A 17,371-nucleotide genomic window follows, 5' to 3' on the forward strand; every position below is an offset into this window, starting at 1 on the left:
TATCCTGCGCCGATGAGGAACCTGATTGCATGGCCTTTGGGCCTGTCGCTTGCCTGCGCGCTCGCCACACCGGCCTGGGCGACCAGTCCTGACCTTCCGGCGGCGCAGGCGCAGCTCGAAGCCATTCTGGACAAGGCCTATCCAGCGCTGGAGGCGCAATATCGGGATGTGCACGAGCATCCCGAACTGAGCATGCAGGAAACCCGCACCGCAGCCCTGCTGGCGGGAAAGCTGCGCGCGGCCGGGTTCAGCGTAACGGAAAAGGTCGGCGGAACCGGCGTCGTCGGCATCCTGCGCAATGGCGATGGGCCGACGATCCTCGTCCGCACGGAAATGGACGCCCTCCCCATGGAGGAGAAGACCGGCCTTCCCTATGCCAGCCGCGTGCGCCAACAGCGCGACGGGGCGGAGAGCTTCGTAGCGCACAGCTGCGGCCATGATCTTCACATGGCGTGGTGGGCAGGTGCGGCTCTGGCGCTGAGCCAGATGAAGAACGAATGGCACGGCACGCTGATGTTCATCGCCCAGCCCGCCGAAGAGAGTCTGGGCGGCGCGCGGGCCATGCTGGATGACGAATTGTTCCAGCGCTTCGGCAAGCCCGATTTCGGCTTCGCCGCCCATGTCAGCAATTTGCCTGCTGGCACTGTCCAGATCAGGCCCGGCGCAGCGGGCGCCGCCTCCGACAGTTACGAGATCACCTTCCACGGGCGCGGCGGCCACGGCTCCATGCCCAGCGCCACGATCGACCCGATCACCATGGCCGCCCATTTCGTGACCGACGCGCAGACGGTGATCAGCCGCGAGAAGGACGCAGCAGCCTTCGGCGTGCTGACGGTAGGTGCCTTTCAGGCGGGCACAGTGGCCAATATCATTCCCGACAGCGCGCTGCTGAAGGTCAATCTGCGTTCCAACAGCGCGGATGTGCGGGCCTTGCTGCAGAATGGCGTGGTCCGCACGGCCAAGGCCAGCGCCATGATGGCCCGCGCACCGGAACCGACGATCACTTATCTTGGGGGAACTGCCGCGCTGATCAATGACGGCAGCATGGCCAGGCAAGCCCTGGCACTGCTTCAGCCCCTCTATGGCGACAGCATTCAGTTCGTCCCGCCCGACGCGCCGCCCGTTTCGGCAAGCGAGGATTATTCGGAATTCGTTTCCGCAGGCGTGCCGTCGCTGTTCTTCGGCATTGGCGGTTATTCGCCAGAGGCCATCGCCGCGGCAAAGGCCAAGGGCGAGCCCGTGCCCGTCAACCATTCGCCCTTTTTCGCGCCCGTGCCCGATCCCACCATCCGCGCCGGCGTGCGTGCGCTGGTGATGTCAGTCGTCGGCGGCGTCCATCCAGAAAGCGAAACTTCCCCGAAATGAGCCTGCGCCCTTTCCACCTCGCCTTTCCCGTCCGTGACCTTGCAGAGGCCCGCGCCTTTTGGGGCAGTGTCATGGGCTGTCCGGAAGGGCGCAGCAGCGATCACTGGATCGACTTCGATTTCTATGGCCACCAGATCGTCACCCATCTGGCGCCCGATGCAGCGGCGGCCAATGCCAATAATCCGGTGGATGGCCACAATGTGCCCGTGCCCCATTTCGGCATCGTGCTGACGCTGGCTGACTGGCAGGATCTGGCCGACCGGCTGAAGGCGGCGGGCGTGGAATTCGCAATTGAGCCTTACATCCGCTTCAAGGGCCTTCCCGGCGAGCAGGCAACGATGTTCTTCCGCGATCCGTCTGGCAATGCCATCGAGATGAAGGCCTTTGCCGATCTGAACCAGTTGTTCGCCACAGAGTGAACCTGCGCTAAGGCTGCCCGTGAGGAGCGGCCCGGAGGAGCGAATGGCAAGATCGACCACCATGCAGCGTTTCGCGCGCTGGCATATCTGGCTGGGCTGGCTGGCGGGCTTCCCGATCCTGATGTGGACCGTGACCGGCCTGTTCATGGCCGCCCGCCCCATTGGCGAGGTGCGCGGGGAACATCTGCTGGCGCGCCCTGCAGCCGTCGACACGGGAGCGCTGGTGATTCCGCCCCGGCTGGGCACGGTGAAGGACATGAGCCTTGCCGAACAGGCCGACGGGCCCGTGTGGATCGTGACCCAGACCGACGGTGCCCGCTATCGCTATTCCGCCCGCGACGGAACTGTGCTCGGCCCCGTAACGAAGGACGAAGCGCGTGCCATTGCCGACCGTGCCTATATCGGCACGGCACGGCTGGAAGGCGTCACCTATTTTCCCGGCGATGTCGCTCCATCCGATCTGCGTCAGCCCATCGACAGCTGGCAGGCCCGTTTCTCGGACGGCACCCATCTCTATATTGCGGATGTGACCGGCGAAGTCGTCGCCGTGCGCACCGGCTTCTGGCGGGCCTATGATTTCATGTGGGGCCTGCACATCATGGATCTGAAGACGCGTGAGAACGCACATCATGCGATCCTGCTGATCTTCGCCAGTATCTCTGTAATAGGCGCCCTCCTCGGCTGCATCCTGATGTTCCGCCGCCGCAAGGCTCGGGTGAAAGCATCGTGAGCGCCAGCGCGACACTGGCCCTGCCCCCGGCACTCGATGTGGCGGGCGTGGCCGTATTCGCGCTCAGCGGAGCGCTGCTGGCCGCACAGATGCGCCAGACCTTCGTCACCATGGGCTTCTTCGCGCTGGTCACCGGCGTTGGCGGCGGATCGGTGCGCGACGTGCTGCTGGGTGTGCCGGCCTTCTGGCTGCATGATCCATGGATCGCCCCGGTGATCCTGGGCGTGGCGCTGGTTGCCTGGTTCACGCCGCATCGCTGGTGGGAAGGTCAGTTGCTGGAATGGCTGGATGCCGTCGGCCTGGCGGTGTTTTCCGTGCTGGGCACGGCCAAGGCGCTTTCGCTGGGTGCCACTCCCGTTCCTGCGGCCATTCTGGGCATTGTGACGGGCTGCGTCGGCGGGATAATCCGCGACGTGCTTGCGGGGCTCCCCTCGATCCTCCTGCGGCCGGAACTCTATGTGACGGCTGCGGCTCTATCCGCATTCATTTGTGCAGCGGGGCTGGCCCTGAACCTCAATTCGCCGCTGGTATGGAGCATTGCCGCGCTGGCAGGATTTGGCCTGCGGGGCGCGGCATTGCGTTGGGGCCTCTACCTGCCGACCTATTCGCGCGGCGGCACTCAGCCGCCCGGGGCTTCGTAACCGCGATAATCGCCGGGATAGCCTGACTGCTCGCGAGCGCGGGCGTAGGCATCGTCATCCCATTGATTGTCGCTGCCGGGATAGGCATCGCCACTGTAGGACACGCCGCCAAGATCGACGTTGCGGACGCGCCCGTCATTATCGATCCAGCAATTGAAGCCGCCGCCATTATCGAGCTGGCCGGAAATCCGCCAGCCATCGGCGGTGCGTGCAGCATTATCCACGCTGGCAACGCGCGTGGCGCCGCGCTCCACCTGATCGGTGCAGATGCTCACGGCATTGTCGATCCCGCCGCCGGAGTAGCCCGAGCCTCGATAGCTGTCCTGGCCCTGGTAGTCCGGGCGTTCGTCCGGATAGGGATAGGACGGCTCGCGATAACGGTAATCCTCGTTCGGTTCGGAATTGCGGCTGGAATTGCTCGCCGCGCTCGCGATGGCGGCAATCCCGCCGATGATCAGCACGCCGGCCAATACGTCACCCGCGTCTATCCCGCCACGGTCATGCCGATGGCGCCGATCCCACCCGGCCATGGATTCCGCGCCGCCTGCTGCGGGAAGCTGTCGCTCCACGCCCTGCGGTGCGCGCGAATTTCCGGGCAGGTTCGCAGCCGAAACGGGCGCAGCCACCATGGAAAATGCTGCGGCGAGCGCGATGGCAGCAGATGCGTGACGAATGAACGAACGGGGCATCTCAATGGCTCCCAGAGTCGATACCGGCACTACCGGATCGTATGTTCAAGCTAGGCGGCTCAGGCTTTCCTGCGCCTGAACCGCCTTCGCTTCAAGATGGGGTGCCACGTAGAGGGATTGCGCGGCACCGGGGGAATTACAGACCGCGAATGCCGCTGTAATCGACATCCACGACGCGGCCATAACGGACCTTGCAGGTGAACTTGCCCGAGTCATAACCCGACAGGCGATTGTTCCATCCGCGGTAATCGCCGCTCCAGCCATTGCCGTATCGATTGTCACCGCGGCGCCAGTCATGGCCGCGCGTATTCACGGCAATCCGGCCCTTGACGCGATAGCCGTCGCGGGTGCGGTCGATGTCGCGAATATCGGTGACGTCGGCACGGCCGCCATAGGAATACCGGCTGGCCTGGCGCTCAGCGGCGCGCACGCATTGTTCCACCGCCTCGCGGGCACTGCCGCCCCGACGATCACCGTAATAGCGATCGTCGTAGCCGCGGCGATCCCGGTCATAGCCGCGATCGTAGCCGCGATCATTGTCCGAAGCGGCGGCGGCGATCGCGGCGATGCCGCCGATGATCAGCGCCCCGGCGATAACATCACCAGCGTCGATCCGGTCGTCATGTCCGTTGCGGGCATAGGCGGGCGAAACCGAAGCCATCGCCACCGCGCCAGCCGCGACGGTTCCGACCAGGCCCTTGGTAATGGTCTTCATGGGTACTGTCCTCTTCATTCAACGGGGCGGAAATGCCCTTCCATGAAAGTGGGTTTACCGATTCGGCTGTGATGCGATGCTGAATCGGGCTGACAGCGATTGTTCAGACTTCGAGTTTGTTTTATGAACATTCATTCTCTGCAGAATTCCGCCTTTCTGCTGATTGGCAAGCCCGCTCCCCATGGCTAGCCTGCCCGCGACACCCATTTCTGACCGTCACATGCGGAGCTCCCCAATGCGCCAGCCAGTCCGGCTATTCTCCGTTGCAACGCTTGCCGTGACGCTGGTCTGCGCGCCGCCCGCCCTCGCGCTGGACGAAGCCCGGCAGACCGCCTCGATTGAGCAGCATGAGGCCCTGTGGACAAGGATCGAGGAAGGCTTTCGCAAGGATGCCCTCTCAGAAACGGAAATGCAGGAAGGCTACGACATTTTCCTGAACGTCGCGGCCGATGCCCGCCAGGCCATGGTCACTTATGCAGACACCCCCGAACTGGCGCAGAATTTCGCCAACGATCTGGGTATCGCTCTGTTCTATGCGGCCCGTTATCGCGGCGTGAACTTCACCGAAACGGAATCCCGGACGCACCAGATTGCGCTGCTGCAGGAAGCACTTGGCCCGCTCGACACACTCGTAGCCGCGAAAGGTGCGCTGGACGGCCCGAGTTATGAATTGCGGGAAGCTGCACGCCAATTGTTCGATCTGGGTGCCTATGCCGGCGATAGCCGCTGGGCGGACTGGTCAGCGGCCAATGTTCGCGGCAGCCGGGCCACACTGGCACGATTGGGCGATGCCGATGCTTCCGAAACCGTGCTCGAGCGCAACTATCTCGCACAGGCGCTCTATCGCCATGGCCATTTGACCGGAGATGCCGAAGCTACTGCTGAAGCCAGGCAAATGGCGGAACAATTGGGCGAAGACCGGGACTATCTGACGGACCGGATGCACGACGCCGTCGCTGAAGGCGAAGCCCCCTACCCGGCCACCGGTGAGGAACCCTGGTAAGCGAGGCCTGACCAAGCCAAGCCAAGCCAAGAAAAAACCCGCCAGGATCGCTCCTGGCGGGTTCTCAAATCAGCTTGTGGGCTGGATCAGGCTTCGGCCATGTCCAGCTCTTCGCTCATCACCGGGCCGCTATCCTGGCCCTTGGCTTCCACGTCGCGGTCAACCAGTTCGATGATCGCGATGGGGGCGGCGTCCGAAGCGCGGATACCAGCCTTGATGATGCGGGTATAGCCACCGTCACGGCCGGCATAGCGTGCGGCCAGAACGTCGAAGAGCTTCTTTTCCTGCACTTCGTCCAGCACGCGCGAATGCGCGAGACGACGGTTCGACAGGCCGCCACGCTTCGCCAGCGTGATCAGCTTTTCGACATAGGGGCGCAGTTCCTTGGCCTTGGGCGTGGTGGTCTGGATCTGCTCGTGCTTGATCAGCGCGGCAGCCAGGTTGCGCATAAGGGCGGCGCGATGGCCGGACTTGCGCTGCAGCTTGCGGCCGGAAAGTTTGTGACGCATTTTACTATCCTTCGTTCGTAAGGGGCCCGTGTGAGGTAGCCCGATCCCGGCGGCAGTTGCGGGTCGCCGCCTTCACCCAAAAGCTGTTAGCCCAGCAGTTCCTGCTCGAGCTTCTTGGCCATTTCCTCGATGTTCTCGGGCGGCCAGCCAGGGATGTCCATGCCAAGGCGCAGGCCCATGGAGCTGAGGACTTCCTTGATCTCGTTGAGCGACTTGCGGCCGAAATTCGGCGTGCGCAGCATCTCTGCTTCGGTCTTCTGAACCAGATCGCCGATATAGATGATGTTGTCGTTCTTGAGGCAGTTGGCCGAACGCACCGACAGTTCCAGCTCGTCCACCTTCTTGAGGAGGTAGCGGTTGAGCTGGTTGGCGTCCGATTCTTCCGGCTGAGCGGCAATGCCGATCATCGGGCTGGAAGGCTGCGGAATGCCGTCTTCGAAGTGGACGAACAGGGTCAGCTGGTCCTGCAGGATACGAGCGGCATAGGCCACTGCGTCTTCCGGCGTGACAGTGCCGTCGGTTTCAACCGTCAGGCTCAGCTTGTCGTAGTCCAGTTCCTGGCCCACGCGGGCGTTCTCGACCTTGTAGCTGACCTGCTTGATCGGCGAATAGAGCGAGTCCACCGGGATCAGGCCGATCGGCGCGTCAACGGGACGGTTGGAAACCGCCGGGACATAGCCCTTGCCCGTATCGGCGGTGAGTTCCATGTTCAGCGTGGCACCTTCGTCGAGATGGCAGATCACGAGATCCTTGTTCATCACCTCGATGTCGCCGGTAACGGCAATGTCGCCCGCCTTCACTTCAGCGGGGCCGGTCGCCGAAAGCTGCAGCCGCTTCGGGCCTTCGCCTTCCATCTTGAGCGCGATCTGCTTCACGTTCAGGACGATGTCGGTCACGTCCTCGCGCACGCCTGCGAGCGAGGAGAATTCATGCAGCACGTTCTCGATCTTGATCGAGGTGATCGCAGCGCCCTGCAGTGAGGACAGCAGCACGCGGCGCAGGGCGTTGCCCAGCGTCAGGCCGAAACCGCGCTCCAGCGGTTCGGCAATGAAGGTCGCCTTGCGGCGGCCGTCGCCTCCGGCCTTCACTTCCAGGCTGTTGGGCTTCTTGAGTTCCTGCCAGTTCTTCATGTTGACGGACATGGACTTCCCCTAGAGGTTTTATTTGCGGGATCGGCCGTCGGCGCCGGATGCGCCGCGGCCGATCCGAATTACTGTGCGACCCCGAAGGGCCGCGGGCAGGTTCAAATCAGACGCGGCGACGCTTGGAAGGCCGCACGCCATTGTGCGGGATCGGCGTAACGTCGCGGATAGAGGTGATGGTGAAACCCACCGCCTGCAGGGCGCGCAGGGCGCTCTCGCGGCCCGAACCCGGGCCCTTAACTTCGACTTCCAGGGTGCGCACGCCGTGTTCGGCGGCCTTCTTGCCGGCGTCGTCAGCTGCGACCTGCGCGGCATACGGCGTCGACTTGCGGCTGCCCTTGAAGCCCATCATGCCGGCCGAGGACCAGCTGATGGCATTGCCCTGGGCGTCGGTGATGGTGATCATGGTGTTGTTGAAGCTGGCGTTCACGTGAGCGACGCCGCTGGTGATGTTCTTACGCTCGCGGCGCTTAATGCGCTGGGGTTCGCGTGCCATGGTTCGTATCCTGTCCTGAAATTGAGAAGGAAGCCGTGCCTGAAAGGCCGGTTCTTACTTCTTCTTACCTGCGATCGGCTTAGCCTTGCCCTTGCGAGTGCGCGCATTGGTGTGCGTGCGCTGACCACGGACGGGCAGGCCCTTGCGATGGCGGAGGCCGCGATAGCAGGCCAGGTCCATCAGGCGCTTGATGTTCATCGCGGTGTTACGGCGAAGGTCACCTTCCACGGTGTAGCCGGCGTCGATCGCTTCGCGGATCTGCAGGACTTCCGCATCGGAAAGATCCTGAACGCGGCGGCTGTGTTCGATGCCCAGCTTGTCCGCGATGTCCTTGGCCGACTTGGGGCCGATACCGTGAATGTAGGTGAGCGCGATGATTACGCGCTTGTTGGTGGGGATATTTACCCCGGCAATACGAGCCACTTAATTCTCCTGCTCCACAGAGGGCAACCTGATCGCCTGACAAGGCGGCGGAAGTCCTCTATCTCAACGCGTTGCACAACTCCGGCGAAGACGGCTTTTTCGCCACGGCAAAAAGCCCGGACGGCGAACAAGGAACTGTCGCCTGCCGGACTGTCCGTCTTTATCGGAGGGAAAGGCGCCTACGCCGATTCTTGCACGGCGTCAACCGCTAGCTTGCACGCATGCGCGACGTCCCGCCACCGGAACGTCATTGCCATGCCTTTAATTATATACCCCAGAGAACGGCGCGGGTCAAAGCCCTCGATCGACCGGCCTGGCCGAAGACCCTCAAGGTCGCCCTGCCCTGACAGCAATTGGGCCGCGCCACCTCCGCAAGAGGTTGAACGCGGCCCGTTTATCTTGCCTTGACCACCCTGGTCAGTTGCCGAGAATTGCCTCGATGCCCGCCGTCACAACGTCGATGTCGGCCATCCCGTCGACCCGGCTGACAATGCCGCGCGCCTCGTAGATCGGAAGAATCGGCGCGGTCTTGGCGCGATATTCAGCCAGACGCGTACGCACGGTTTCCTCATTGTCATCGGGACGACGCTTGAATTCGGTGCCGCCGCACTTGTCGCACACACCGGCGACCTTGGGCTGCTCGAACTTGTCGTGATAGCCCTGCCCGCATTTGGCGCAGGTGAAGCGACCGGTGATACGCTCGACCAGAGCATCCTCGTCCACTTCAAGCTCGATCACGTGACCAAGCGTGCGACCATGCGCAGCCAGAATTTCGTCCAGCGCGTGGGCCTGCTCGGCCGTGCGCGGATAGCCGTCGAAGATCGCGCCGGTGCCCTTGCCCATGGCTTCCAGCTCGTCGGAAATCAGCGCCGAGACGATCTCATCCGAGACCAGCTCACCTGCTTCCATCACTGCCTTCACGCGAAGGCCAGTCGGTGTTTCCGCCTTCACCGCGGCGCGCAGCATGTCGCCCGTCGAAAGCTGGCGCATCCCGTGGCGTTCAACGAGACGCTTTGCCTGCGTCCCCTTGCCCGCGCCCGGAGGCCCAAGAAGAATGATGTTCATTTGCCCTCCCCATTGATCCGGCGCCGTCTGGCCGGGCGGACCTTGCGGCCCGCCCGCCGATCAGCGCAGTCGGCCTTTCAGCTTAGCCTTCTTGATAAGGTCACCGTACTGGTGCGCCAGAAGGTGCGACTGGATCTGGGTAATTGTATCCACAGTCACGTTCACCACGATCAGCAGGCTGGTGCCGCCGAGAAACAGCGGAACGCCGGTCTGCGCGATCATGTATTCGGGAAGACAGCATACCACAGTGAGGTAGATTGCACCGATCACGGTGATGCGCGTCAGGACGTAATCCAGATAGGTAGCGGTATTCTTGCCCGGACGGATACCGGGAATGAAGCCGCCGTTCTTCTTCAGATTGTCGGCCGTCTCTTCCGGGTTGAACACCACAGCGGTGTAGAAGAAGCAGAAGAACACAATGCCGATGGCATACAGCGTCATGTAGATCGGCTGGCCATGCTGAAGATACTGGTTGAGTGTCACGATAACGCCGCCCAGCGTGCTGTCCGTGCTGACCGAATTGCCGGCGAACTGGCTGATCGTCAGCGGCAGCAGCAGCAGCGAGCTGGCGAAGATCGGCGGAATCACGCCGGCGGTGTTGAGCTTGAGCGGCAAGTGGCTGCGATCGGCCTGCATCATGCCGTTTTGGCTCGCTCGCTTGGGATACTGGATCAGCAGGCGCCGCTGGGCACGCTCCATGAAACAGATCAGCAGCACCAGGCCCACGACCATGCCGATGAAGCCAACGATCACGAAGGGATTGATCGAACCCGAGCGACCGCCTTCGAACATGTTCGCAGTGAAGGTCGGGAACTGGGCAACGATACCGGCCATGATGATGAGCGACACGCCATTGCCGATGCCGCGCGAGGTGATCTGCTCACCCAGCCACAGCAGGAACATGGTGCCGCCGATAAGGCTGATCACCGCCACGATGCGGAAAGAGAGACCAGGTTCCACCACGGCCTGCAGGCCGCTTTGCGCACCATAGCTTTCAAGGCCCGACGCGAGGAACCAGCCCTGCACCGCCGTGAGGAACACAGCGCCATAGCGGGTATACTGGTTGAGTTTCTTGCGCCCGCTTTCGCCTTCCTTCTTGATCGCCGCGAGTGCGGGATGAAGCGAGGCTGCGAGCTGCACCACGATCGAGGCCGTGATGTAGGGCATGATGCCGAGCGCGATGAGGCTCATGCGCTCAAGGCTACCGCCCGAAAAAGTGTTGAACAGGTCGAGAATGCCGCCGCGCGTCTGCGAGTAGAGATCCTCGAGGATCAGCGGATTGACGCCGGGCAGCGGGACGAAGCTCAGGAAACGGAAGACGATCAGCGCGCCGATCGTGAACCAGATTCGCTGCTTGAGCTCGGTCGCCTTCGAGAAGTTGGCGAGATTGAGGTTGCTCGCGATATTGTCGGCGCGTGATGCCATGGGAACGCTTAACCTTTATTGGGGGCGTGACGGCGCGTGCCGACCTTCCCCCTTCCTATCAGCTGAAGCCCATATAGGGGCCGGGCGGAGATGCGACCACCCCCGCCCGGACGATTCCCCGAATTATTCGGAAGCTTCGGCCGCAGGAGCGGCTGCAGCGAGCAGTTCCACCGAACCGCCGGCCTTTTCCACGGCTGCCACAGCGCCCTTGCTGGCACCGGCAACCTTGAAGGAAACCTTGGCCGAAAGTTCGCCCTTGCCGAGCAGACGCACGCCATCCTTGCCACCGCGGGCAAGGCCTGCAGCCTGCAGCGCAGCGTGATCGACAGTGCCCTTGATGTCGAGCTTGCCGGCATCGATGAACTTCTGGATCATGCCGATGTTCACTTCGGCATAGTCCTTGCCGAAGGGATTGTTGAAGCCGCGCTTCGGGATGCGCATGTGAAGCGGCATCTGGCCGCCTTCGAATCCGGCGATCGAAACACCGGAGCGTGCCTTGGCACCCTTCTGGCCGCGACCGCCAGTCTTGCCCTTGCCGGAGCCGATACCACGGCCGATACGCATACGACCCTTGCGGGCGCCAGCATTGTCACGGATTTCGTTCAGTTTCATTGTATGCACTCGCTTTCGCTTTGTTCGCGCTAAAGGAAAGGCGGGCCCTTAGGGGAAAGGGCACGGCTTGTCACCCCCCTTTGGCAGCATCTCTCGCCGCGTGGCGCGAACCGCCTAGCCGTTCGCGCAGGAAGTCCCGCATGGGCCGCTCGAACCAGACGTAGCTGATGCGCGCCATCGCGACCGCCAGCACGAAGAACAGCACCAGGAACCACCCATTCTGCGCGATCTCCTGCGTCTTGATGGCTGGCATCAGCACCAGCATCATCGCCAGCTGGATGGGAAAGTGCCACAGATAAACGCCATAGGTGTTCTCCCCCAGCCACTCGCAGCCGCGATCGAGCCAGGCGGGCGCCCTGTTCTGCCATTGCGCCAGCAGGAGGAACAGCGCGCCGAACATGCCGGTAAGGCCAAAGGCGCGCCAGCCCCAGACGCCCCATTGAAGCGTGACCGCCAGGCCCGCAGCGAAAAGTAAAGTGCCAAGTACGGGCAGGAACCACCCCTGCCCCATTCGCCCTTCACGCAGGACGCTGAGCGTGCAGCCGGCAAAGAAATAGGAACCGCAGGAAAAGACGCCAGAATGCGCCCCCCATTTGTGGTCCGCCCAGGCGAAGCCCAGCGCCATGCCGATCGTGAAGAAGGCCCCGAAACGCCGGGCGAATCCGCGCGTGAGCCAAAACACCGCATAAATCGCAATCTCGACCGAGACCGACCAGACCGGCCCGTTGAACGAAAGGCCGGTGCGAATCCAGTCCGAAGCCATGAAGAGCTGGGCAACGAAATGCTGCCAGTCGAACTTGCCGTAGATCGGCGTATAGCCAAGCCGGTGCAGCGCAACGAATTGCAGCACCGTCACCACCAGCAGGGTCAGCAGATGAAGCGGATAGAGCCGGGCAATGCGGTTCACCACGAAACTGCGAGTTCCGACGCGATGCCCGTAATAGACATGTGCGAAGACGAAGCCGGAGATCAACCAGAAGACCTGAACCGCGAAATAGCCCCATTCATAGGCTGGCCAGAGCACTTCGCGTGCCGGAAACAGGTCGAGATAACCGGGCACCTTGCGGCGGTCGGAACCTGACATGAAAAAATGCACGTAATGATAGAACAGCACCGAAAGCGCAGCGATCCCGCGCACGCCATCGACGAGCGAAAGATAGGGCCGGTTTGCAGCCGCCCTTTCCATCCTGGCCGTACCCTGTGCTGCGCCTCTGCCGTCCATTTCGTGCCCTCGCCCCGAATGAAATCCCTAAGTCCGCAAATTTCCGGCAATTACGAAAAACCCCGGCACGCAGGCCGGGGTTTTCCTTGTCCGTATCGGTAGGGAGAGGTCAGCCGACCACTTCCACCATATGGGGCAGCTTGGCGATTGCGCCGCGCACTTCCGGGGTGTCTTCCACCTCGACCACGCGGTGCATCTTGCCCAGGCCCAGACCGATGAGGATCTTCTTCTGGCTTTCGGGCCGGCGGATCGGCGAACCGATCTGCTTGATCTTGATCTTTGCCATCGGTGATTACTCCGTCAGGGCAGCGGCGTCGGCTTCAGCCTCCGCCTCGTTGGCGCCGCCACGGCCGAGCAGGTCAGCGACCTTCTTGCCGCGACGCTGCGCAACCGACTTCGGCGAAGTCTGGTTGGTCAGCGCATCAAACGTGGCGCGGATCATGTTGTAGGGGTTCGAAGTGCCGACCGACTTGGTCACCACGTCGTGAACGCCCAGGCTTTCGAACACGGCGCGCATCGGACCACCGGCGATGATGCCCGTACCCGCCGGGGCGGTACGCACGTTCACCTTGCCTGCACCGAAACGGCCCTTGCCGTCGTGATGCAGCGTGCGGCCTTCCTTCAGCGGCACGCGGATCATCTTCTTCTTCGCCGAAGCGGTAGCCTTGGTGATGGCTTCCGGCACTTCGCGAGCCTTGCCGTGGCCGAAGCCCACGCGGCCCTTGCCGTCACCCACCACGACCAGCGCAGCGAAACCGAAGCGCTTACCGCCCTTAACCGTCTTGGAGACGCGGTTGATGTGAACGAGCTTCTCGATCAGCTCTTCACCCGCTTCTTCCTCACCGCCACGGCCGCCACGGCGATCGTCACGGCGGCCACGGCCGCGTTCACCGCGCTCGCCACGGTCACCACCGCGGCCACGGCCACGGCCACCACGGCCTTCACGGGTTTCCTCAGTGGTGGTTGCCACTGCGGCTTCGACAGCGCCGGTGGTTTCCGGGGTCTGTTCGTTGTTGTTCTCGTCAGCCATCATCAGAACTCCAGCCCGCCTTCGCGCGCGGCGTCGGCCAGCGCCTTGACGCGGCCATGGAACAGGAAGCCGCCGCGATCGAACACGACGGTGGTCACGCCAGCCTTCATGGCGGCGGCGGCGATGTCCTTGCCCACCTGCGAAGCAGCATCGACATTTGCACCGCTGGACTTGATGCCCAAGGTGGACGCGGCAGCCACAGTGCGGCCTTCTGCGTCATCGATGATCTGCGCGTAGATGTGACGGCCGGTGCGGTGCACCGACAGACGCGGACGACCGCCCGCACGGCTCTTGAGCGCGGTGCGCACACGGCGCCGGCGACGTTCGAAAAGGGAGAGCTTGGCCATCTTACTTCTTCTTCCCTTCCTTGCGGAAGATGTACTCGCCGCGATACTTGATACCCTTGCCCTTGTAGGGTTCGGGCTTCCGCCAGCGGCGAACTTCGGCCGCGAACTGGCCGACCATCTGCTTGTCGATGCCGGTGATCTCGACCGTGGTCTGATCGGGCGTCTTCACTTCGAGGCCTGCCGGCACGTCGAGATCGACGTCGTGGCTGTAGCCGAGCTGAAGCTTGAGCTTCGCGCCCTGGGCCTGCGCACGATAACCCACACCGGTGATTTCCAGCACCTTGGTGTAACCTTCGGTCACGCCCGACACGAGATTGGCAACCAGCGTGCGCTGCATGCCCCAGAAGGAGCGTGCCCGCTTGCTGTCATTGGCCGGACGGATCGAAATCGTGCCGTCCTGCAGCTCGTAAGTGACATCGTCGGCAAGACCGAGCGTGAGCGTGCCCTTCGGGCCCTTCACGGTAAGAATACCGTCGTTGATGTCGGCGGTGACGCCACTGGGGATCGTCACCGGCACTTTACCGATGCGGCTCATCAGAACACCTCCGCCAGCACTTCGCCGCCGACGTTCTGGGCGCGGGCTTCGGCATCCGAAAGCACACCCTTGGGCGTCGAGACGATGGTGATGCCCAGGCCATTGCGGACATTCGGCAGTTCCTTGGAACCCGAATAGACCCGGCGGCCGGGCTTGGACACGCGAGCCACATACTTGATGGCAGGCTCGCCTTCGAAATACTTCAGTTCGATCCGCAGCTGCGGGTGCTTGCCCGTGGCGTCTTCCGAGAAACCACGGATATAGCCTTCGCGGCAGAGCACTTCGAGCACGTTGGCGCGAAGCTTGGAAGCCGGCGAGAGGACGGAATCCTTCTTCGCCTGCTGGCCGTTGCGGATGCGGGTGAGCATATCACCCAGGGGATCGGTCATAGCCATTTGCGGATCCTTACCAGCTCGACTTCGTCACGCCCGGGATCAGGCCCTTGTTGGCCAGGTCCCGCAGCTCGACGCGGCACAGGCCGAACTTGCGATAATAGCCGCGCGGACGGCCGGTGGTGGCGCAGCGGTTGCGCACGCGGGTGGGATTCGCGTTGCGCGGGATTTCCGCCAGCTTCAGGCGAGCCATCAGGCGCTCGGTTTCATCGAGCGACTCATTGTCGGCAATCGCCTTCAGCTTCGCGTACTTCGCCGCATACTTCTTCACGAGCTGCTTACGACGCTCGTTCTTGTTCACGGAACTCAGTTTCGCCATGGACTTAAGCTCTCTCTATCGGCGGCTCACGCCGCTTCCTTCTGTTCCTGCGAGGCAGGGAACGGGAAACCGAAAAGACGCAGAAGCTCGCGGGCTTCCTCGTCGGTCTTGGCAGTGGTGGTGACGATGATGTCCATACCACGCACCTTGTCGATCTTGTCGTAGCTGATCTCAGGGAAGATGATCTGCTCCTTCACGCCCATGGCGTAATTGCCACGGCCGTCGAAGCTCTTCGGGTTGAGACCACGGAAGTCGCGGATGCGGGGCATCGCGATCGTCACGAGGCGATCGAGGAATTCGTACATGCGTTCGCGGCGCAGGGTAACCTTGCAACCGATCGGCATGCCTTCGCGCAGCTTGAACTGTGCGATCGACTTCTTCGCCTTGGTGATCACGGGCTTCTGGCCGGCGATCAGTTCCATTTCCTCGGCGGCCGTCTGGACCTTCTTCTTGTCCTGGCTGGCTTCGCCAACGCCCATGTTGAGCGTGATCTTTTCCAGCTTCGGAACTTCAAGGCGGTTCTTGTAACCGAACTTTTCGGTCATCGCCTTGACGATCTGGTCCTCATAGCTCTGCTTGAGGCGAGGGGTGTAATTGTCAGCCACTGATGACCTCCCCGGACTTCACGGCCACACGGACCTTCTTGCCGTCACGCTCTTCAAAGCGGACGCGCGTTGCCTGGCCGGACTTGGGGTCTGCCAGAGCAACCTTGGAAACGGCGAGCGGCGCTTCGAAGCGGTCGATGCCGCCCTGCGGGTTCGCCTGCGACGCCTTGCGGTGACGGGCAGCGACATTAATGCCCTGCACCACGACCTTGCCGTCCTGCGGAAGCACCTTCAGCACGGTGCCGGTGCGGCCCTTGTCCTTGCCCGAACGGACAACGACGGTGTCGCCCTTCTTGATCTTCGCGGCAGACATTACAGCACCTCCGGCGCGAGCGAGATGATCTTCATGAAGCCCTTGCCGCGCAGTTCGCGCACCACGGGGCCGAAGATACGAGTGCCGATGGGCTCCTCGTTCTTGTTCACGAGAACGGCCGCATTCGTGTCGAAGCGGATCACGCTGCCGTCGGGACGACGAACGTCCTTCTTGGTGCGCACGATAACGGCGCGGTGAACGTCACCCTTCTTCACGCGGGCACGCGGCTGCGCCTCCTTGATGGAGACGACGATCACGTCGCCAACGCCAGCGGTACGGCGCTTGGAGCCGCCCAGCACCTTGATGCACTGGACGCGCTTCGCGCCGCTGTTATCCGCGACGTCGAGGTTGGATTGCATCTGGATCATCGATCCGGTTCCTTCTCAATCGGCTTGCCGGAACAAGTCCGGCAGTTCCAAAATCTTCAGCTTACGCTTCGGCTTCGAGATTGGCCTCGAGGGCCGTACCCTTGCCGGCCGTCACCCGGTCGAGGACCTTCCAGCTCTTGGTCTTCGAAATCGGGCGGGTCTCTTCGATCCGGACGGTTTCGCCAACCTTGAACGAATTGTCTTCGTCGTGGGCGTGGTACTTCTTCGAGCGGCGGATGATCTTCCCGTACAGCGGGTGCTTCACCTTACGCTCGACCTTGACCGTGACGGTCTTGTCGGTCTTGTCGGAGACGACGGTCCCGATCAGGATACGCTTCGGCATCGTCTAACTCCTCAGGCCTTGGCGGCCGCAGCGCGTTCGCTCTGCAGCGTCTTGATGCGCGCGATATCGCGGCGGACTTCCTTAACCCGAGCAGGACGCTCGAGCTGGTTGGTCGCGGCCTGGAAGCGCAGGTTGAACTGCTCGCGCTTGAGGTCGACGAGGTCAGCGGTCAGCTGGTCGTCGGTCTTGGTGCGGAGATCTTCGATCTTGCTCATCGTTTAGCCCTCCAGGTGCGAGGTGTCGCCGAGACGGGCAACGACCTTGGTCTTGATCGGCAGCTTCATTGCAGCGCGGCTGAAAGCCTCTGCAGCGAGCGGACCGGCGACGCCGTCCAGTTCGAACAGGATGCGGCCCGGCTTGACGCGAGCAGCCCAATATTCGACCGAACCCTTGCCCTTACCCTGACGGACTTCGGCAGGCTTCTTCGAAACCGGCACGTCCGGGAAGACGCGGATCCAGAGACGGCCCTGGCGCTTGATGTGACGCGTGATCGCGCGGCGAGCCGCTTCGATCTGCCGGGCGGTGATCCGCTCCGGCTCGAGGGCCTTGAGGCCGTAAGAGCCGAAATTGAGGCTCGAACCACCCTTGGCATCACCCTTGATGCGGCCCTTGAACGCCTTGCGGAACTTGGTTTTCTTCGGTTGCAGCATTGTCTCTACTCAG

Annotated in this window: 27 protein-coding genes; 5 read left to right on the forward strand and 22 right to left on the reverse strand. The window is 62.7% G+C overall.

Translation table 11 applies throughout. The annotated features are described in order from the left end of the window. The first annotated feature begins 12 nt into the window (after positions 1-12). Genes SZ64_RS07415 through SZ64_RS07430 form a run of 4 tightly spaced genes read left to right on the forward strand, consistent with a single transcriptional unit; the run spans position 13 to position 3,155 of the window. Entirely contained in the window at positions 13-1,365 is a 1,353-nt protein-coding gene (locus tag SZ64_RS07415; RefSeq protein ID WP_054530227.1) for an amidohydrolase, read from the forward strand. Next, positions 1,362-1,784, forward strand: coding sequence for a VOC family protein (locus SZ64_RS07420; RefSeq protein ID WP_054530228.1), 423 nt, complete (start codon positions 1,362-1,364; stop codon positions 1,782-1,784). Before SZ64_RS07415 ends, SZ64_RS07420 begins: the two co-directional genes overlap by 4 nt. A 43-nt stretch (positions 1,785-1,827) precedes the next feature. Then, entirely contained in the window at positions 1,828-2,514 is a 687-nt protein-coding gene (locus SZ64_RS07425) for a PepSY domain-containing protein (protein ID WP_054530229.1), read from the forward strand. Next, the gene (locus tag SZ64_RS07430) at positions 2,511-3,155 is read left to right on the forward strand and encodes a trimeric intracellular cation channel family protein (protein ID WP_054530230.1); all 645 of its coding nucleotides are present in this window, start codon (positions 2,511-2,513) and stop codon (positions 3,153-3,155) included. Before SZ64_RS07425 ends, SZ64_RS07430 begins: the two co-directional genes overlap by 4 nt. On the opposite strand, the gene SZ64_RS07435 is transcribed toward SZ64_RS07430, so the two are convergent. Beyond that, a complete protein-coding gene (locus SZ64_RS07435) occupies positions 3,134-3,844 on the reverse strand; it encodes a hypothetical protein (protein ID WP_054530231.1) in 711 nt (236 codons plus the stop codon). The two genes, SZ64_RS07430 and SZ64_RS07435, sit on opposite strands and share 22 nt — an antisense overlap. Before the next feature lie 136 nt (positions 3,845-3,980). Beyond that, positions 3,981-4,559 carry a hypothetical protein gene (locus SZ64_RS07440; RefSeq protein ID WP_054530232.1) on the reverse strand — a complete coding sequence of 193 codons (579 nt, stop codon included), beginning with the start codon at positions 4,557-4,559 and terminating at the stop codon, positions 3,981-3,983. A gap of 235 nt (positions 4,560-4,794) precedes the next feature. Between SZ64_RS07440 and SZ64_RS07445 the strand changes: the two genes are divergently transcribed. Continuing rightward, positions 4,795-5,562, forward strand: coding sequence for a hypothetical protein (locus SZ64_RS07445; RefSeq protein ID WP_054530233.1), 768 nt, complete (start codon positions 4,795-4,797; stop codon positions 5,560-5,562). Positions 5,563-5,648: 86 nt separating this feature from the next. On the opposite strand, the gene rplQ is transcribed toward SZ64_RS07445, so the two are convergent. The 20 genes from rplQ to rplP all read right to left on the reverse strand — a co-directional run bounded on the left by rplQ (position 5,649) and on the right by rplP (position 17,358). Then, positions 5,649-6,071: a 50S ribosomal protein L17 gene (gene rplQ, locus SZ64_RS07450; RefSeq protein WP_054530234.1), complete on the reverse strand. Its 423-nt coding sequence runs from the start codon at positions 6,069-6,071 to the stop codon at positions 5,649-5,651. 86 nt (positions 6,072-6,157) lie between these two features. Next, positions 6,158-7,213, reverse strand: coding sequence for a DNA-directed RNA polymerase subunit alpha (locus SZ64_RS07455; protein WP_054530235.1), 1,056 nt, complete (start codon positions 7,211-7,213; stop codon positions 6,158-6,160). A 106-nt stretch (positions 7,214-7,319) separates the two neighbouring features. Further along, positions 7,320-7,709: a 30S ribosomal protein S11 gene (gene rpsK / locus SZ64_RS07460; protein WP_054530236.1), complete on the reverse strand. Its 390-nt coding sequence runs from the start codon at positions 7,707-7,709 to the stop codon at positions 7,320-7,322. Positions 7,710-7,763: 54 nt separating this feature from the next. Further along, positions 7,764-8,132 (reverse strand): 30S ribosomal protein S13, encoded by a 369-nt coding sequence (gene rpsM / locus SZ64_RS07465; protein WP_054530237.1) that lies wholly within the window; start codon positions 8,130-8,132, stop codon positions 7,764-7,766. Between the two features lie 417 nt (positions 8,133-8,549). Continuing rightward, positions 8,550-9,197, reverse strand: a complete 648-nt coding sequence (locus SZ64_RS07470; RefSeq protein ID WP_054530238.1) for an adenylate kinase — start codon at positions 9,195-9,197, stop codon at positions 8,550-8,552. A 60-nt stretch (positions 9,198-9,257) separates the two neighbouring features. Further along, a complete protein-coding gene (secY, locus tag SZ64_RS07475; RefSeq protein WP_054530239.1) occupies positions 9,258-10,622 on the reverse strand; it encodes a preprotein translocase subunit SecY in 1,365 nt (454 codons plus the stop codon). 123 nt (positions 10,623-10,745) lie between these two features. Next, positions 10,746-11,234, reverse strand: coding sequence for a 50S ribosomal protein L15 (gene rplO, locus SZ64_RS07480; RefSeq protein ID WP_054530240.1), 489 nt, complete (start codon positions 11,232-11,234; stop codon positions 10,746-10,748). Positions 11,235-11,304: 70 nt separating this feature from the next. Further along, on the reverse strand, positions 11,305-12,456 hold the full coding sequence (locus SZ64_RS07485) for an acyltransferase (RefSeq protein ID WP_082384472.1): 1,152 nt from the start codon (positions 12,454-12,456) through the stop codon (positions 11,305-11,307). 109 nt (positions 12,457-12,565) lie between these two features. Continuing rightward, positions 12,566-12,742: a 50S ribosomal protein L30 gene (rpmD, locus tag SZ64_RS07490; protein WP_054530242.1), complete on the reverse strand. Its 177-nt coding sequence runs from the start codon at positions 12,740-12,742 to the stop codon at positions 12,566-12,568. Positions 12,743-12,748: 6 nt separating this feature from the next. Beyond that, on the reverse strand, positions 12,749-13,486 hold the full coding sequence (gene rpsE, locus SZ64_RS07495) for a 30S ribosomal protein S5 (RefSeq protein ID WP_054532149.1): 738 nt from the start codon (positions 13,484-13,486) through the stop codon (positions 12,749-12,751). Positions 13,487-13,488: 2 nt separating this feature from the next. Beyond that, the gene (rplR, locus tag SZ64_RS07500) at positions 13,489-13,833 is read right to left on the reverse strand and encodes a 50S ribosomal protein L18 (RefSeq protein ID WP_054530243.1); all 345 of its coding nucleotides are present in this window, start codon (positions 13,831-13,833) and stop codon (positions 13,489-13,491) included. A gap of 1 nt (position 13,834) precedes the next feature. Continuing rightward, complete coding sequence (gene rplF, locus SZ64_RS07505; RefSeq protein WP_054530244.1) at positions 13,835-14,368, reverse strand: 50S ribosomal protein L6; 534 nt, start codon at positions 14,366-14,368, stop codon at positions 13,835-13,837. After that, on the reverse strand, positions 14,368-14,763 hold the full coding sequence (gene rpsH / locus SZ64_RS07510) for a 30S ribosomal protein S8 (protein ID WP_054530245.1): 396 nt from the start codon (positions 14,761-14,763) through the stop codon (positions 14,368-14,370). Before rpsH ends, rplF begins: the two co-directional genes overlap by 1 nt. 10 nt (positions 14,764-14,773) lie before the next feature. Beyond that, complete coding sequence (gene rpsN, locus SZ64_RS07515) at positions 14,774-15,079, reverse strand: 30S ribosomal protein S14 (protein ID WP_054530246.1); 306 nt, start codon at positions 15,077-15,079, stop codon at positions 14,774-14,776. Between the two features lie 26 nt (positions 15,080-15,105). After that, positions 15,106-15,684, reverse strand: a complete 579-nt coding sequence (gene rplE, locus SZ64_RS07520) for a 50S ribosomal protein L5 (RefSeq protein WP_082384473.1) — start codon at positions 15,682-15,684, stop codon at positions 15,106-15,108. Continuing rightward, positions 15,677-15,997, reverse strand: coding sequence for a 50S ribosomal protein L24 (gene rplX / locus SZ64_RS07525; protein ID WP_054530247.1), 321 nt, complete (start codon positions 15,995-15,997; stop codon positions 15,677-15,679). The genes rplE and rplX overlap by 8 nt, the downstream gene beginning before the upstream one ends. Further along, a complete protein-coding gene (gene rplN / locus SZ64_RS07530; protein WP_054530248.1) occupies positions 15,997-16,365 on the reverse strand; it encodes a 50S ribosomal protein L14 in 369 nt (122 codons plus the stop codon). Before rplN ends, rplX begins: the two co-directional genes overlap by 1 nt. Before the next feature lie 61 nt (positions 16,366-16,426). After that, complete coding sequence (gene rpsQ / locus SZ64_RS07535; protein WP_054530249.1) at positions 16,427-16,708, reverse strand: 30S ribosomal protein S17; 282 nt, start codon at positions 16,706-16,708, stop codon at positions 16,427-16,429. Positions 16,709-16,719: 11 nt separating this feature from the next. Further along, complete coding sequence (rpmC, locus tag SZ64_RS07540) at positions 16,720-16,923, reverse strand: 50S ribosomal protein L29 (RefSeq protein ID WP_054530250.1); 204 nt, start codon at positions 16,921-16,923, stop codon at positions 16,720-16,722. A 3-nt stretch (positions 16,924-16,926) separates the two neighbouring features. Further along, the gene (rplP, locus tag SZ64_RS07545) at positions 16,927-17,358 is read right to left on the reverse strand and encodes a 50S ribosomal protein L16 (protein ID WP_054530251.1); all 432 of its coding nucleotides are present in this window, start codon (positions 17,356-17,358) and stop codon (positions 16,927-16,929) included. Between the last annotated feature and the right edge of the window lie 13 nt (positions 17,359-17,371).

It is taken from the genome of Erythrobacter sp. SG61-1L, assembly GCF_001305965.1.
Taxonomy (GTDB): Bacteria; Pseudomonadota; Alphaproteobacteria; order Sphingomonadales; family Sphingomonadaceae; genus Andeanibacterium.

Excerpts from the sequence above, each read along its gene's own strand:
- SZ64_RS07415 (WP_054530227.1), top strand. The coding sequence starts at position 13 with ATGAGGAACCTGATTGCATGGCCTTTGGGCCTGTCGCTTGCCTGCGCG.
- SZ64_RS07420 (WP_054530228.1), top strand. The coding sequence starts at position 1,362 with ATGAGCCTGCGCCCTTTCCACCTCGCCTTTCCCGTCCGTGACCTTGCA.
- SZ64_RS07425 (WP_054530229.1), top strand. The coding sequence starts at position 1,828 with ATGGCAAGATCGACCACCATGCAGCGTTTCGCGCGCTGGCATATCTGG.
- SZ64_RS07435 (WP_054530231.1), bottom strand. The coding sequence starts at position 3,844 with ATGCCCCGTTCGTTCATTCGTCACGCATCTGCTGCCATCGCGCTCGCC.
- SZ64_RS07440 (WP_054530232.1), bottom strand. The coding sequence starts at position 4,559 with ATGAAGACCATTACCAAGGGCCTGGTCGGAACCGTCGCGGCTGGCGCG.
- SZ64_RS07445 (WP_054530233.1), top strand. The coding sequence starts at position 4,795 with ATGCGCCAGCCAGTCCGGCTATTCTCCGTTGCAACGCTTGCCGTGACG.
- rplQ (WP_054530234.1), bottom strand. The coding sequence starts at position 6,071 with ATGCGTCACAAACTTTCCGGCCGCAAGCTGCAGCGCAAGTCCGGCCAT.
- SZ64_RS07455 (WP_054530235.1), bottom strand. The coding sequence starts at position 7,213 with ATGTCCGTCAACATGAAGAACTGGCAGGAACTCAAGAAGCCCAACAGC.
- rpsK (WP_054530236.1), bottom strand. The coding sequence starts at position 7,709 with ATGGCACGCGAACCCCAGCGCATTAAGCGCCGCGAGCGTAAGAACATC.
- SZ64_RS07470 (WP_054530238.1), bottom strand. The coding sequence starts at position 9,197 with ATGAACATCATTCTTCTTGGGCCTCCGGGCGCGGGCAAGGGGACGCAG.
- secY (WP_054530239.1), bottom strand. The coding sequence starts at position 10,622 with ATGGCATCACGCGCCGACAATATCGCGAGCAACCTCAATCTCGCCAAC.
- rplO (WP_054530240.1), bottom strand. The coding sequence starts at position 11,234 with ATGAAACTGAACGAAATCCGTGACAATGCTGGCGCCCGCAAGGGTCGT.
- SZ64_RS07485 (WP_082384472.1), bottom strand. The coding sequence starts at position 12,456 with ATGGACGGCAGAGGCGCAGCACAGGGTACGGCCAGGATGGAAAGGGCG.
- rpmD (WP_054530242.1), bottom strand. The coding sequence starts at position 12,742 with ATGGCAAAGATCAAGATCAAGCAGATCGGTTCGCCGATCCGCCGGCCC.
- rpsE (WP_054532149.1), bottom strand. The coding sequence starts at position 13,486 with ATGGCTGACGAGAACAACAACGAACAGACCCCGGAAACCACCGGCGCT.
- rplR (WP_054530243.1), bottom strand. The coding sequence starts at position 13,833 with ATGGCCAAGCTCTCCCTTTTCGAACGTCGCCGGCGCCGTGTGCGCACC.
- rplF (WP_054530244.1), bottom strand. The coding sequence starts at position 14,368 with ATGAGCCGCATCGGTAAAGTGCCGGTGACGATCCCCAGTGGCGTCACC.
- rpsH (WP_054530245.1), bottom strand. The coding sequence starts at position 14,763 with ATGGCTATGACCGATCCCCTGGGTGATATGCTCACCCGCATCCGCAAC.
- rpsN (WP_054530246.1), bottom strand. The coding sequence starts at position 15,079 with ATGGCGAAACTGAGTTCCGTGAACAAGAACGAGCGTCGTAAGCAGCTC.
- rplX (WP_054530247.1), bottom strand. The coding sequence starts at position 15,997 with ATGTCTGCCGCGAAGATCAAGAAGGGCGACACCGTCGTTGTCCGTTCG.
- rplN (WP_054530248.1), bottom strand. The coding sequence starts at position 16,365 with ATGATCCAGATGCAATCCAACCTCGACGTCGCGGATAACAGCGGCGCG.
- rpsQ (WP_054530249.1), bottom strand. The coding sequence starts at position 16,708 with ATGCCGAAGCGTATCCTGATCGGGACCGTCGTCTCCGACAAGACCGAC.
- rpmC (WP_054530250.1), bottom strand. The coding sequence starts at position 16,923 with ATGAGCAAGATCGAAGATCTCCGCACCAAGACCGACGACCAGCTGACC.
- rplP (WP_054530251.1), bottom strand. The coding sequence starts at position 17,358 with ATGCTGCAACCGAAGAAAACCAAGTTCCGCAAGGCGTTCAAGGGCCGC.